The sequence below is a fragment of the Amycolatopsis thailandensis genome, from assembly GCF_002234405.1.
Lineage (GTDB): Bacteria > Actinomycetota > Actinomycetes > Mycobacteriales > Pseudonocardiaceae > Amycolatopsis > Amycolatopsis thailandensis.
On the sequence record NZ_NMQT01000169.1, the window covers coordinates 1 to 13,604 of the forward strand.

Annotated in this window: 13 protein-coding genes; 4 read left to right on the forward strand and 9 right to left on the reverse strand. The window is 68.9% G+C overall.

Translation table 11 applies throughout. The features are described 5' to 3' along the window. From CFP71_RS38865 to hppD, 4 genes are all read right to left on the reverse strand, one after another. Positions 1-1,525 (reverse strand): WXG100 family type VII secretion target (locus CFP71_RS38865; RefSeq protein ID WP_482746726.1); only part of this gene is annotated, 1,525 nt, incomplete at its 3' end. Continuing rightward, positions 1,525-1,839: a type VII secretion target gene (locus tag CFP71_RS38870; protein ID WP_005167944.1), complete on the reverse strand. Its 315-nt coding sequence runs from the start codon at positions 1,837-1,839 to the stop codon at positions 1,525-1,527. The genes CFP71_RS38870 and CFP71_RS38865, both read right to left, overlap by 1 nt. A gap of 33 nt (positions 1,840-1,872) precedes the next feature. Then, the gene (locus tag CFP71_RS38875) at positions 1,873-2,433 is read right to left on the reverse strand and encodes a YbaB/EbfC family nucleoid-associated protein (RefSeq protein ID WP_093938891.1); all 561 of its coding nucleotides are present in this window, start codon (positions 2,431-2,433) and stop codon (positions 1,873-1,875) included. A gap of 198 nt (positions 2,434-2,631) precedes the next feature. Then, entirely contained in the window at positions 2,632-3,831 is a 1,200-nt protein-coding gene (gene hppD, locus CFP71_RS38880) for a 4-hydroxyphenylpyruvate dioxygenase (RefSeq protein WP_093938892.1), read from the reverse strand. Between the two features lie 122 nt (positions 3,832-3,953). On the opposite strand from hppD, the gene CFP71_RS38885 reads away from it, so the two are divergent. Beyond that, positions 3,954-4,427: an Lrp/AsnC family transcriptional regulator gene (locus tag CFP71_RS38885; RefSeq protein WP_093938893.1), complete on the forward strand. Its 474-nt coding sequence runs from the start codon at positions 3,954-3,956 to the stop codon at positions 4,425-4,427. On the opposite strand, the gene CFP71_RS38890 is transcribed toward CFP71_RS38885, so the two are convergent. The 3 genes from CFP71_RS38890 to CFP71_RS38900 form a co-directional block, all read right to left on the reverse strand. Continuing rightward, a complete protein-coding gene (locus CFP71_RS38890) occupies positions 4,424-5,227 on the reverse strand; it encodes an MBL fold metallo-hydrolase (protein WP_093938894.1) in 804 nt (267 codons plus the stop codon). The two genes, CFP71_RS38885 and CFP71_RS38890, sit on opposite strands and share 4 nt — an antisense overlap. A gap of 79 nt (positions 5,228-5,306) precedes the next feature. Beyond that, a complete protein-coding gene (gene greA / locus CFP71_RS38895; protein WP_016337198.1) occupies positions 5,307-5,807 on the reverse strand; it encodes a transcription elongation factor GreA in 501 nt (166 codons plus the stop codon). A 199-nt stretch (positions 5,808-6,006) separates the two neighbouring features. Then, positions 6,007-6,462, reverse strand: coding sequence for a DUF4307 domain-containing protein (locus CFP71_RS38900; RefSeq protein ID WP_093938895.1), 456 nt, complete (start codon positions 6,460-6,462; stop codon positions 6,007-6,009). 145 nt (positions 6,463-6,607) lie between these two features. On the opposite strand from CFP71_RS38900, the gene mca reads away from it, so the two are divergent. Then, entirely contained in the window at positions 6,608-7,501 is an 894-nt protein-coding gene (mca, locus tag CFP71_RS38905) for a mycothiol conjugate amidase Mca (RefSeq protein ID WP_093938896.1), read from the forward strand. After that, positions 7,502-7,831, forward strand: coding sequence for a hypothetical protein (locus CFP71_RS38910; RefSeq protein ID WP_093938897.1), 330 nt, complete (start codon positions 7,502-7,504; stop codon positions 7,829-7,831). A 95-nt stretch (positions 7,832-7,926) separates the two neighbouring features. Here CFP71_RS38910 and CFP71_RS38915 read toward each other — a convergent pair whose 3' ends face one another. Further along, positions 7,927-10,419: a polynucleotide kinase-phosphatase gene (locus CFP71_RS38915; protein ID WP_093938898.1), complete on the reverse strand. Its 2,493-nt coding sequence runs from the start codon at positions 10,417-10,419 to the stop codon at positions 7,927-7,929. Further along, the gene (locus tag CFP71_RS38920; protein ID WP_093938899.1) at positions 10,416-11,783 is read right to left on the reverse strand and encodes a 3' terminal RNA ribose 2'-O-methyltransferase Hen1; all 1,368 of its coding nucleotides are present in this window, start codon (positions 11,781-11,783) and stop codon (positions 10,416-10,418) included. Before CFP71_RS38920 ends, CFP71_RS38915 begins: the two co-directional genes overlap by 4 nt. Before the next feature lie 63 nt (positions 11,784-11,846). Here CFP71_RS38920 and CFP71_RS38925 point away from each other — a divergent pair. After that, positions 11,847-13,604: thioredoxin domain-containing protein (locus CFP71_RS38925; protein WP_093938900.1), on the forward strand; the 1,758-nt coding region annotated here is incomplete at its 3' end.

Sequence of the window (13,604 nt, forward strand, 5' to 3'; positions counted from 1 at the left end):
CGTCGGGTGTGTTGCTGGGGGATCCGCTGCTGTCCGTGCGGGTGTGTGGTGCGGGGGAACCGGCGTCCGGTGTGTGGCTCGGCGAACCGCCGGTGTCCGCGCGGTTCGGGCTCGGTGAGCCGCTGTCGGGTGTGCGGTTCGGGGTGCCGGAATCGCCGGGAGAACCACCGTCGGACCGAGTGTGCGGGGCCGATGTGTCGGACCGTGCGCCACTGGGAGAGCCGCCACCGCCGTCGGGCGTGCCGCCGAGTCCGTTGTCCGAAGTGGACGGTCCGTCGCCATCCCCGGTGCGACCGGGTGATCCGCCGTCGGAGCGGGACTGCGAGCCGCCACCGTCCCTTGTGGACGAAGAACCGCCGCCGTCACCGCCACGGGTGGCACTCGACGGGGAGTCTCCGCCGGAATCGCCTTGGCGCGATCCGCCGGAGTCGCCGTTCGACCCGGAATCGCCGGAGCCTTCACCGGATCGGCCCGAGTCGCCGGAACCACCCGAGCCGCCGTCGGAGCCGTTCGAGCCGTTGGAACCACCCGAGTCGCCGTCGGAGCCGTTCGAGCCGTTGGAACCGTCGCCCGACCCGCTGCCGGAACCGTCGCCGTCCGGACCGTCCCCGGAACCGGATCCGGTGCCGCCACCGTCGGGCCCGCCGGCCCCACCGCGTCCGCCGCGCTGGACGAAACCGCCCGGCTTGATGTTCCTGGTGTTGATCACGTCCAGGCCGGTGACCTTGCCCGCGATCTTGCCGAAGACCTTGATGATCTTCTCGAAGACGTCGGCCAGCTTGCCCAGCAGCGGCGAGACCCGCCGCATCGCGTCGCAGAGTTCCTTGAGCTTGTCGGCGATCCTCGCGGCCCATTCGGCGATCGCGGTGACGGCCTGCGCAACCACCACGGGCGTGCCGAAGCCGAGGGAGAACACCGTCTCCAAGACCCAGGAAATGAGCTTGCCGACCGCGTCCGCGATCAGCTGGCGGATGAATTCGCGGACGAACGAGACGATCTCGCCGAAGATCATCACCACGGTGCTGATCGCGCCGGCGACGGTCGCCGCCCCGCTGATCGCCTCCGCCTGTTCCGCGGCCTGCTCGCGGTACTTGTCGGCCGCGTCACCGGTCCAGCCGGTGGTGCCGTTCTTGACCGCGTTCGAGAACTCGACCTGGGTGTCTTCCAGCTTCTTGGCGACGTTGCCCCAGGTCTCGGAGTACGACTGGATGACCGGCGGGTCGCCCGCGACGGCGTCCAGCATGTCCTTCAGCGGCTGCATGTGTTCCATCAGGAACGACGCCACCGACGACATCAGGTAGCCGAACGGGTCGATCGCGGCGCTGGCGAGCTCGCCGGCGAGGCTCAGCACGCCGAGCCCGCCGCCGATCCAGTCTCCGCTCGAGATGCCGTTGAAGGCGTCCATGGCCGACTCGGCGACGCCGATGCCCGCCCCGTAGCCGTAGTCGCTGTTCCCGGCCGTCAGCGGCCCCGGGCCGTCCCCGTCGGTCGGGGCCTTCGCGACGAGCGGGTTTCCCTCTGGCATCAGTCAGGCACCTGCGCGTTCTTGAACTCGGCGGCGAAGTTCTCGTCCTGTGTCCGGTAGGCGTTGGACGCCGAACGCACGTTGTTCGCCACCGCGGTGGCGGCCTCGACGGCCTTGTTCAGCGCGTTGATGCCGAACTCCTCGACCGGGTCGAGCATCATCCGGAACGGCTGGCAGATGATGCCGTACGCGTCGGTCGGCATGCTCACCTGCTGCGCTGCGTCGACCGCGCCGCGCAGCCCGTCGGCGATGCCGTCGATCTGCTTGGAGTGCGCGTCGAGGTCGGCGCCGAGCTCGTAACCCTTGCCTGCCATGGTTTCTCCCCTCTACCAGGCCGGATGGACGTTCTAGGAAAGGATGCTGCCGCCGAAGTCGTCGTCATCGTCGTCCTGCGTGCGGCGGCGGCGCGGGATCGGCTTCGGCTGAGGTGGATTCTGGGGCGGGCTCGTCTGCGAGGACGGCGGCGGCGGGGGTTCTTCCTCCTCCGGACCGAAGCGGTGATGCCGCTCGGGCTCCGGCGGGGCGAGGTCCTCCTCGGGCGGAGCCTCCGGGAAGGTGCTCTGCGCCTCCGTGATCACCCGGTTCGCCGTCTCGTCGGTGGTGCCGACGGTTTCGGCCATCGCCTGCTGCAACAGCTCGGGGATCCGCGACTGCGCGAGCTGCACGAGCCGCATGACCTGCGCCGAGACCTCGGCCATCCGCTTGCCGCTCACGGCCTCGGAGATCACCAGGTTCTTGAGCAGGCCCTTGGAATCGACCGTCACTTCGATCGTGTTGTCCTTGGACCGCTCGGTCACGGTCTGGCCCTGCACGCGGGCGGCCATCGCCTGATAGCGCGCGGCGGTCTCCTGGATCTGCTTCGTCCAGTTGTCCACCATGCGTTCGCTGGCGTCGACGTTGTCCGGCATCGGGACCCTTCCAAGCTGCGTGCTGACGTCTTCACACTGACGGTCCGGGGGAGCCTCCGGTTCCGGGTGCGCTCGAAGTTTAGTTCCCGTCCGGTGTACCACCCGCCGCCGACAAACTCGGACCCGTCACGCAGCGAAAGGGCCCCTCACCGCACCAAGTGCGATGAGGAGCCCTTTCAGCCCTGCGAACTGCCGGGGTCAGAGGTTGCCGCGACGTTCCTGTTCACGCTCGATGGCCTCGAACAGGGCCTTGAAGTTGCCCTTGCCGAAGCCGAGCGAACCGTGCCGCTCGATGAGCTCGTAGAACACCGTCGGGCGGTCGCCGATCGGCTTGGTGAAGATCTGCAGCAGGTAGCCGTCCTCGTCGCGGTCGACCAGGATGCGGTGCTCCTTGAGCTTCTCGATCGGCACCCGGACCTCGCCGATCCGCGCGCGCAGCTCCGGGTCGTCGTAGTAGGAGTCCGGGGTGTCGAGGAACTCGACGCCCGCCGCGCGCATCGCCTTCACCGTCGCGACGATGTCGTTGGTGGCCAGCGCGATGTGCTGGCAGCCCGCGCCGCCGTAGAACTCGAGGTACTCGTCGATCTGCGACTTCTTCTTCGCGATCGCCGGCTCGTTGAGCGGGAACTTGACGCGGTGGTTGCCGTTGGAGACCACCTTGCTCATCAGCGCCGAGTACTCGGTCGCGATGTCGTCGCCGACGAACTCCGCCATGTTCACGAAGCCCATGACACGGTGGTACCAGTCGACCCAGTAGTCCATCTTGCCGAGTTCGACGTTGCCGACGCAGTGGTCGACGGCCTGGAACAGCCGCTTCGGCGCGCCCTCGGGGCGGACGATCTTGCTCTCGCGCGGCTCGTAGCCGGGCAGGTAGACGCCGGTGTACTTCGACCGGTCGATCAGCGTGTGGCGGGTCTCGCCGTAGGTCGCGATCGCGGCGATCCGGACGGTGCCGTGCTCGTCGGAGACGTCGTGCGGCTCTTCGAGGACGGTGGCGCCCTGCGCGCGGGCGTGGTCGATGCAGCGGTCGACGTCGGCGACCTCGAGGGCGAGGTCGATGACGCCGTCACCGTGGCGGCGGTGGTGGTCGAGCAGTTCGGAGTCGGGCTTGACGCCGCCAGTGATCACGAAACGGGCCGAGCCGGACTTCAGCACGAACGACTTGCGCTCGAAGTTCCCGGTCTCGGGGCCGGAGTACGCGACGAGCTGCATGCCGAACGCGACCTGGTAGAACCACGCGGTCTGCGTGGCGTTGCCCGCGATGAACACCACCGCGTCCATCGACTTCACCGGGAAGGGATCGGTCGAAGAGTCGTGGTCGACGAGGCCGACGAGCTGACGCAGCTGGTCGTAGCTCACGTCGTCAAGAGCACCCTGGGGTTCCACTGTGTGCGTCATACCCTGAAGCATCGGAGGGCGTGACAAAATGTGCAATGGTCAAAGATTTTACTGCGCACTATGTCCAGTGAAGAGGGGGACGGCGCAGTCATAGTGGACAACCTGCGTAGGAGGTAAGCGCGATGTCGGAATCGCTTGACGAACTGGACGCGCGGCTGCTGCTGTTGCTGACCGACTCGCCCCGGCTCGGTGTGCTCGAATGCGCCCGCCGGCTCGGGGTCGCGCGAGGCACCGTTCAGGCCCGGCTGGACCGGCTGACCGAACGCGGGATCCTCGGCGGCTTCCCGCCCGAACTCGACCTCGCGGCGATGGGGTACGGCCTCACCGCGTTCGCCGTCCTGGAGATCGCGCAGGGCCGCCGGGCCGAGGTCGCGGAGGCGCTGTCCGCGATCGACGAGGTGTGCGAGGTCCACGCGACCACCGGTCAGGGCGACCTCTTCGTGCGCATGGTGGCGCGCAACAACGACGACCTTCAGCGGGTGGTGGACGAGGTGGTCGGCGCGCCGTACGTGCGGCGGACGTCGACGTCGATCGCGTTGTCGACGCCGGTTCCGCCGCGCGTACGGCCGCTGCTGGAACGGCTGGCCCGGAGCTAGCTCACCTGAGCCAGGTATCGCTTCGCCGAGCGCTGGACGGCTTCGTGCCCGTCAGTGCGGATGATCGCGTCCCACCAGGCGCCGTAGATCGCCTCGAACTCGTACGGTTCAAGCATTTCGGCCGCGCGGCGGACGATCTCCGGGCGCTCCGGGATCAGGTTCGGGTAGCTGTACATCATCCCGACGAAACGCCGGTCCGGGATGACCTGCAGGATGTCGCCGGAGAGCACCGCGCCGCGACCGTGCTCTCCGCCCGGCCAGTGCAGCACGGTCCCGCCGGCGAAATGCACGCCGAGGTTGATCAGCCGCAGGTCGGGGGCGACGTCGAGGGTCGCGCCGCTCCACAGCTTGATCGCCGGATCCGGCCTGCCGATCCACTGCCTGTCGCCCTCGTGCAGGTACACGGGCACGTCGAAGGCGTGGGCCCACTCGACCATGGTGGTGTAGTAGTGCGGGTGGCTGATCGCGATGCCGGTGATCCCGCCGAGTTCACGGACCTGGGCGACCAGGTCGTCGTCGATGAAGCCCGCGCAGTCCCACAGGAAGTTGCCGGATTCGGCCTTGACCAGCAGTGCCCGCTCGCCGATGGCGAAGTTGGGGGTGGACCCGACACCGAGGAGACCGGGTCCCTGCTCCTCGATGCGAGCCGTGTACGTCCCGCTCGCGCGGACGGTGTTCAGATCGGTCCACTGCTGCCCGGCCCGCGGGACGTACTGACGTTCGTCCTCGCAGATCGGGCAGTCGGACCGGGATTCCGCGTACTGCATGCCGCAGGCGACGCAGATCGGTAGCTCGCTCATCGTTTCCCTCCAGATTTCTCCGGAGGTCACGCTAACGGCTCATATGCGCGCCCGGCCATGCAGCCGGGCGCGCGGGAGGCTACTTGCCGGTGTACGGCACGGCCTTGACGAGCGTCACCTTCTGGATGCTGCCGTTGGGCAGCTCGTACTCCCTGGTTTCGCCTTCTTTGGCGCCGAGCAGCGCCTTGCCGAGGGGAGACTCCGGCGAGTAGACGTCCAGATCGCCCTCGGTGCCCTCTTCGCGAGTCGCCAAGAGGAAGTTCTCGTCCTCGTCGTCACCGTCGTAACGCACGGTGAGGACCTTGCCCGGTCCCGCGCTGCCGTCGTTGGCGGGCGGCTCGCCCACCTTGGCCGAACGGAGGAGCTCCTGGAGGTGGCGGATCCGGGCCTCGTGCTGGCCCTGTTCCTCACGGGCAGCGTGGTAGCCGCCGTTCTCCTTGAGGTCGCCCTCTTCCCGGCTGTCGTTGATCTTCGCAGCGATGACCGGGCGGAGCTCGATGTAGTGGTCGAGTTCCTGCTTGAGCCTGTCGTAGGCATCCTGGGTCAGCCAGGTCACCTTTGTGTCGCTCACGGTCACCATCTCCTAGTAGGGCCTGCCAGGCTTGGATGTACAAGCCGGCCACCGGACCGGCATGGCGTGCCGGCCCGGCTGAGATAAAGGAAAAACACGGCCCGTCTTGGGCCGTGCCGGTAGATCAGAGTAACACGGCGCGAGGTATCGCCGCCGGAGGAATTCGGTCGCGCCTCGGCGTTGGGCGCCTGTTTCACCCCGTTGGCCGCTATGGCCTTGACAGGTACCGTGGTACGTCGTATGAGCATCCGAAGATATCAGCCGTGACCGGCTTTCCGATGCTCTTGATGGTGGTCGTCACCCTGCTGTTCTTCGAACCAGGCTGAACAAGGACTTCTTTGCGCCCGCTTTCGGCCCCGGCCTTGTCGCGGACGCGGACGACGCACACGCCCGGACGGTTCACGTCGTCCCTGGTCACGTTGATGGTGATCTCCATCGCGTCGCCCGGCTTCTCGGCGAACGAGACGCGCTCGCCGTCGATGGGCGCGCTGCCGAAGTTCAGGTACATGGCGTAGGCGAGACCGCCGCCGACCAGCAGCGCGATCGCCCCGAACAGCACGCGCCGCCAGCGGGCGGGCTTCGCGGCGCGGGCTTTCCCGTACCGGCCTCCGGGCACGTCCGTTCGGGTGCTTTCCGCGGTGGGAGCGTCCTGTCCCGTGCTCAACCCGGGCCTCCCGGTCGGTGTCGTCGTGCTCGCAGGGACAATGGGGTCGTATGCGAGTGGTTCCCCTCGAGTATCCGCGCCCGGCCGGGCGGGCCGTCAGGCAGGGTGGCAGGGGAATAGGGAACGAGAAGGGGACGTTCGGAGCATGGTGCTAGCCAATGAACCGCCGAAGTCACGCCTCCGCCTGATGGCGGTGCACGCGCACCCCGACGACGAGTCGAGCAAGGGCGCCGCCACGATGGCCAGGTACGCCGCCGAGGGGCACGAGGTCATGGTCGTGACCTGTACCGGTGGCGAAGCGGGCAGTGTGCTGAACCCGGCCATGGACCGTCCCGAAGTGCTGGCCAACATGACCGAGATCCGCCGGGAGGAGATGGCCCGCGCAGCCAAGATCCTCGGCGTGAGCCACGCCTGGCTCGGGTTCATCGACTCGGGCCTGCCCGAGGGTGACCCGCTGCCCCCGGTCCCGGAGGGCTCGTTCGCGGTCATCCCGCTCGAAGAGTCGACCGGTGCCCTGGTCAAGGTCATCCGCGAGTTCCGCCCGCACGTGATCGTCACTTACGACGAGAACGGCGGTTACCCGCACCCCGACCACATCCGCACGCACGAGATCTCGGTCGCGGCCTTCGACGCCGCCGGCGAGGCCGGGCGCTACCCGGACGCGGGCGAGCCGTGGCAGCCGATGAAGCTGTACTACGTGCACGGGTTCTCGCGCGCCAGGATGACGATCTTCCACGACGCCCTGATCGCGCGTGGCCTGGAGTCGCCGTACGAGGAGTGGCTCAAGTCGTGGGACCCGGAGAAGGCCGACGTCATGGACCGGGTGACCACCCGCGTCGAATGCGGTGACTACTTCGAGCAGCGTGACGAGGCCCTCAAGGCGCACGCCACCCAGATCGACCCGAACAGCCGCTGGTTCGCCGTCCCGCGCGACCTGCAGCGCGAGGTCTGGCCGACCGAGGAGTACGAGCTGGTCCGCTCGCTGGTGGACAGCACCCTGCCGGAGGACGATCTGTTCGCCGGCTTGAAGGAGGGCTAAATGAGTTTCGTGGTGCCGGCGTTCGCCGTCGTTCCGGTGACGGTGTCGTCGCAGTTCCTGGCTCAGCAGCCCGGCAACGGCGACAACGGCGGCCAGGGTGAGGACTTCGGCAAGTCCTCACCGGTGGGTTTCCTGATCCTGATCCTGTTCTTGATCGCCGTCGCGCTGCTGGTGCGGTCGATGACCAAGCACCTGAAGCGGCTGCCGGAGAGCTTCGACGAACCCGCCGCTTCGGCGGAGACTCCCGCTTCGGAGGAGGCTCCCGAGGAGAAGGCCGTCGCCGAGGAGCCCGTCGCCAAGGCGGAGAAACCGGCTACCAAGTCCGACTGACGGGTCTCGGCCCGGGTAAGTGTCATGAGGGGTCCCCTTAGGACATTTTTCGTCCTAAGGGGACCCCTCATGACATTCTGGACGCCCGAAGCGCGTCAGAGGCGCGGGTCGACCGGATCCGACTCCAGTGCCAGCACCGCGAACACGCACTCGTGCACCCGCCACAGCGGCTCCCCGCGCGCCAGCCGCTCCAGCGCCTCCAGCCCCAGCGCGTACTCGCGCGACGCCAGCGCCCGCTTCCGGTGCAGCCCGCGCTTGCGCAGCCGTTCGAGATTCTCCGGCATCGTGTAATCGGGCCCGTAGATGATCCGCAGGTATTCGCGCCCGCGCACCTTCACCCCCGGCTGCACCAGGCCACGCGCGCCGCGCGTCAGGTTCGCCGCCGGTTTGACCACCATGCCCTCGCCGCCCGCGCCGGTCAGGTCCAGCCACCATTCGACGCCCCGCGCCACCGACGCCGGGTCGGTGGTGTCGACGGCCAGGGTCCGCGTCCGGGTGAACAGGTCGCCGGTGAGCCGGTCCAGCAGCGAGAGGTGCCACTCGTGCGGGCGGTCGTGGTACGTGTGTCCCTCCGAGGCCAGCACCTGGAACGGCGCCAGCCGGACGCCGTCGAGGCCGTCCGTCGGCCAGCAGTAGCGCCGGTACGCCCGCCGGTACGCGTCCACAGTGGACTCGCGGGTCCGTGTCCGCGCCAGAAGCGAAGACACGTCGATCCCGCGAGCGGCGGCCGCGTCCAGGGAGGCGACAGCCGCGGGCAGCACGGACTGAGCCGCCGCGCCGACGGCCGCGTATTGCCCGGAGATGAGCGACTCCGCCTTCGCGCTCCACGGCAGCAGTTCGGCGTCCAGCAGCAGCCAGCCCGTGTCCAGTTCCTCGAACAGTTCGGCCGCCGCTTCCCGTACGCCGGCGAGCAGCCGCGCGTTCTGTTCCGGGGTGAAGAACGGCCGCCCGGTGCGGGTGTACACCGCGCCGGGCCCCCGGATCCCGAACCGCGCGGGAGCCACGTCGTCGTCACGGCACACGAGCATGACGGCACGCGATCCCATGTGCTTTTCCTCGCACACCACGTGATCGACCCCCGCCGCGCGGAACTCGGCGAAAGCCTCTTCCGGGTGTTCGAGGTAGTCGTCCAGGGCCGACGTCGAACACGGCGCCATGGTCGGCGGCAGGTACGGCAGCCAGCGCGGGTCGACGGCGAAGCGGCTCATCACCTCCAGGGCGGCCGCCGACTGTTCGGCGGAAACCCCGACCCGGCCGTGGTGGCGGGTCTCGACGATCCGCTTGCCGGTGACGTCGCCGAGCTCCAGTACGGCGGGCTCGCGTCCGCCCAGCGGCCGCCCCGGTTCGAGCGGGCGTGCCGGTTCGTACCAGACCTTCTTCGCCTTCACCGAGACGACTTCCCGCTCCGGGTAACGCAAAGCGGTCAGCTTGCCGCCGAAGACACAGCCCGTGTCGAGACACATGGTGCCGTTGATCCACTCCGGTTCCAGCGTCGGCGTGTGTCCATAGAGGACCGTCGCGGTACCGCGGTAGTCGCGGGCCCACGGCAGCCGCACCGGCAAGCCGTACTCGTCGGTCTCGCCGGTGGTGTCACCATAGAGCGCGGTGCTCCGCACGCGGCCGGACGCGCGCCCGTGGAACTTCTCGGGCAGGCCGGCGTGCGCGACGACGAGCTTGCCGCCGTCGAGGACGTAATGCGCGATGAGTCCTTCGCAGAACGCGTGCGCCTTCGCGCGGAAGTCCTCGTCCTGGGCCGAAAGCTGCTCCAGCGACTCCGCGAGACCATGCGTCACCTTGACGTTGCGCCCGTTCAGCGCGCGGACCAGTTTCTGTTCGTGGTTACCGCAGACGACGAGCGCGCTGCCCGCCTCGCTCATCGCCATCACGCGGCGCAGCACGCCCGGGGTGTCGGGGCCGCGGTCGACGAGGTCGCCGACGAACACCGCGGTGCGTCCGTCCGGGTGCACGCCGTCGACGTAACCCAGTTCGGTGAGCAGTTCGTCCAGTTCCTCACGGCAGCCGTGGACGTCACCGATGACGTCGAACGGTCCGGTCAGCTCGCGGCGGTCGTTGCGCAGCGGCTCGACGACGATCTCCGCCTCGGCGACCTCGGCGACGCTGCGCAGTACGTGGACCCGGCGGAAACCCTCGCGCTCCAACGACTTCAGCGAGCGGTGCAGTTCGCCGCGCTGACGGCGGACGACATGCTCGCCGAAGTCGCGGTCCGGGCGTGCCTCGTTGCGTTCGTGGCAGACCTTCACCGGCAGGTCCAGCACGATCGCCGTCGGCATGACGTCGTGCTCCCTCGCCAGCTTCAGCAGGCTCGCGCGGGAAGCGCGCTGGACGTTCGTCGCGTCGATCACCGTGATCCGGCCCGCTTCGAGCCGCTTCGCCGCGACGTAGTGGAGCACGTCGAAAGCGGCGGCCGACGCGCTCTGGTCGTTCTCGTCGTCGGCCACCAGGCCGCGGAAGTAGTCGCTGGACAGCACCTGCGTCGGCGCGAAATGCGTCCGCGCGAAGGTCGACTTGCCGGAGCCGGAGGCGCCGACGAGCACGACGAGGGACATGTCGGGAATGGTCAGTTTCATGCCACGGCCTCCTTTCGAGACGTGAAGACCGCCATTTGGGTCGGCGGTCCTGATTCCTGGGACTCTTGTCCCACCGGCAGGTGGCGGACGTCGTAACCGCGCCGGGAAGCGACGCCCTCGGCCCACGAGCGGAACTGCTCGCGGGTCCATTCGAAACGGTGGTCGGCGTGCCGGAACCGGCCCTCTTCGAGGAATTCGAAGTGCCGGTTGTACTCGGCGTTCGGGGTCGTGACGAGCACCGTCCTCGGCGCGGCCACACCGAACACGGCGTGCTCCAGCGCGGGCAGGCGCTCCTCGTCGACGTGCTCGATCACCTCCATCAGCACGGCCGCGTCGTACCCGGCCAGCGACGGGTCCGCGTAGGTCAGCGCGGACTGCCGCAGCGTGATCCGCGCTTTGTCCTTGAGCCGCTTGTCGGCGATGTCGAGCGCGCTCGCGGACACGTCGACACCGACGATCTCGGTGAACGACGGCTCCTTCTGGAGTACGCGCAGCAGCGCGCCACCACCGCAGCCGAGGTCGAGCACGCGCCGCGCGCCCGCCGCCCGGAGCGCCGCGAGCACGCTCCCGTGGCGTTGCACGGCCAGCGGTTCGGGCCTGTCCGGCAGTTCGGTGACGCGGGCTTCGGTCTCGGCCGGCACGTCGTCCGCTTCGGCCAGCCGCGAGAGCGCGTACGAGACGATCGGGCGACGTCGTTCGAGGTACCGGTTGGTGATCAGGTCCCGTTCCGGGTGCCCGGCGAGCCAGCCCTCGCCGACGCGCAGCAGCTTGTCGGCCTCGTCCTGGCCGATCCAGTAGTGCTTGTCGCCGTCGAGAGCGGGCAGCAGGACGTACAGGTGCCGCAACGCGTCGACGACGCGCTGCGTCCCGGTCAGCCGGAGGTCGACGTAGCGGGAATCGCCCCACCGCGGGAATTCGGGGTCGAGCGGGATCGTCTTCGCCTCGACCTGCCAGCCCAGGGGTTCGAACAGCTTGTGGACGACCTCGGCGCCGCCGCGCGCGGTCAGCGACGGGACCCGGATCTCCAGCGGGAAGCGTTCGTCGACCAGCTCCGGCCGGTTCGCGCACCGGCCCGCCAGCGCCGTGGTGAAGGCCGCTCGCAGCGCCACCGCCAGATACGAGCCACCCGCGTACGGCCGGTCGTTGACGTACTGGGTCAACGACGTCCCGCCGCCGCGCACGAGGTCGACAGGGTCGATCTCGACCAGCAGCGCGACGGTGCAGCGCTCGTCGGACGCCTCGGGGTAGAAGACGTGCGCCGTCCCGGCCGAGAGTGTGACCGGCTGTGCCTTCTCCGGATGTTTGTGCAGGAGAAAGCCCAGATCGGTGGCGGGTTTACGAGTGGTCGTCATGGTCAGCAACACCGGGTCAGTGTCGCGCAGAAGGCCGTTCCGCGCGCCCGCTTTTCCGCGTGCGACCCTGGTGGCATGTCGAATCGCCTGAAGGCCGCGACCAGTCCGTATCTGCTCCAGCACGCCGAAAACCCGGTGGACTGGTGGCCCTGGGGTGAGGAAGCGCTGGCCGAGGCGAAGCGGCGGAACGTGCCGATCCTGCTTTCGGTCGGCTACGCGGCCTGCCACTGGTGTCACGTCATGGCGCACGAGTCCTTCGAGGACGAAGCCACCGCGACGCTGATGAACGCGAACTTCGTCAACATCAAGGTGGACCGCGAGGAGCGCCCCGACATCGACTCGGTGTACATGGCGGCCACGCAGGCGATGACCGGTCAGGGCGGCTGGCCGATGACGTGTTTCCTGACCCCGGAGGGCGAGCCGTTCCATTGCGGCACCTACTACCCGCCTTCACCGCGGCCGGGGATGCCGTCGTTTTCGCAGCTGCTCGTCGCGGTCGCCGAGGCCTGGGGTGAGCGCCCGGAGGAGCTGCGTTCCGGTGCCCGGCAGATCATCGCCCACCTCACGGAGAAGAGCGGGCCGCTGCCGGAGTCCGTTGTGGACGGTGCGGCGCTGGAGTCCGCTGTCGCCGCGCTGTACAAGGAGTACGACGTCGAGAGCGGCGGATTCGGGGGAGCGCCGAAGTTCCCGCCGACGATGGCGGTGAACTTCCTGCTCCGCCATCACGAGCGCACCGGGTCGGACCTCGCCTCGGTCGAGCACACGGCCGAGGCGATGGCGCTCGGCGGGCTGAACGACCAGCTCGCCGGTGGCTTCGCACGCTACTCGGTCGACGCGCGCTGGGAAGTACCGCATTTCGAGAAGATGTTGTACGACAACGGCTTGCTCCTGCGTTTCTATGCGCAGTTCCACGGTGTGACCGGGCATGAGTACGCGCGGCGCACGGTCGAGGAGACCGCTGAATTCCTGCTTCGCGACCTCGGAACGGCTGAAGGTGGCTTCGCCGCTTCGCTCGACGCGGATACTGACGGCGTCGAGGGGCTCACGTACGTCTGGACACCCGCGCAACTCGCCGAAGTGCTCGGCGAGGAAGACGGTGCTTGGGCGGCGGAGCTGTTCCAGGTCACCGAGCGGGGCAATTTCGAGCACGGCTCGTCGACCCTGCGGCTGCGCGAGCCGCATCCAGAGGACGAAATGCGTTACGAGCGGGTCCGTCGCGCGCTGCTGACCGCGCGGAACGGACGTCCTCAGCCCGCCCGTGACGACAAGGTGATCGCCGCGTGGAACGGGCTCGCGATCGGCGCGCTCGCCAAAGCGGGCTCGCGACTCGACCGTCCACAGTGGATCGACGCGGCCGCTCGTGCCGCGGCTTTCCTGATGGAGACCCACTTCGTGGACAGGCGCCTGCGCCGGACCTCGCGCGACGGCGTCGTCGGGACGACGGCCGGGGTGCTGGAGGACTACTCGTGCCTCGCCGAAGGGCTGCTCGAACTCCACCAGGCGACCGGAGAACCGCGTTGGCTCGCCGACGCGATCACCTTGCTGGACCTCGCGCTGGCCCATTTCGGCGTCCCGGAGTCGCCGGGCGCCTACTACGACACGGCCGACGACGCGGAAGTCCTGGTGCAGCGGCCTTCCGACCCGACGGACAACGCGAGCCCGTCGGGCGCGTCGGCGCTGGCCAACGCGTTGCTGACCGCGTCCGTGCTGGCCGGGCACGACCAGGTGGGCCGCTACCGCGAGGCCGCCGAACAGGCGCTGGCGCGTGCGGGACGGCTCGCCGCCCACGCGCCGCGGTTCGCCGGGCACTGGCTCACGGTCGCCGAAGCCGCC

Bases quoted from the DNA above. Each gene is read 5' to 3' on its own strand.
- CFP71_RS38885 (WP_093938893.1), top strand. From the start codon at position 3,954: ATGTCGGAATCGCTTGACGAACTGGACGCGCGGCTGCTGCTGTTGCTG.
- CFP71_RS38915 (WP_093938898.1), bottom strand. From the start codon at position 10,419: ATGAAACTGACCATTCCCGACATGTCCCTCGTCGTGCTCGTCGGCGCC.
- mca (WP_093938896.1), top strand. From the start codon at position 6,608: ATGGTGCTAGCCAATGAACCGCCGAAGTCACGCCTCCGCCTGATGGCG.
- hppD (WP_093938892.1), bottom strand. From the start codon at position 3,831: ATGACGCACACAGTGGAACCCCAGGGTGCTCTTGACGACGTGAGCTAC.
- greA (WP_016337198.1), bottom strand. From the start codon at position 5,807: ATGGTGACCGTGAGCGACACAAAGGTGACCTGGCTGACCCAGGATGCC.
- CFP71_RS38910 (WP_093938897.1), top strand. From the start codon at position 7,502: ATGAGTTTCGTGGTGCCGGCGTTCGCCGTCGTTCCGGTGACGGTGTCG.
- CFP71_RS38870 (WP_005167944.1), bottom strand. From the start codon at position 1,839: ATGGCAGGCAAGGGTTACGAGCTCGGCGCCGACCTCGACGCGCACTCC.
- CFP71_RS38875 (WP_093938891.1), bottom strand. From the start codon at position 2,433: ATGCCGGACAACGTCGACGCCAGCGAACGCATGGTGGACAACTGGACG.
- CFP71_RS38890 (WP_093938894.1), bottom strand. From the start codon at position 5,227: ATGAGCGAGCTACCGATCTGCGTCGCCTGCGGCATGCAGTACGCGGAA.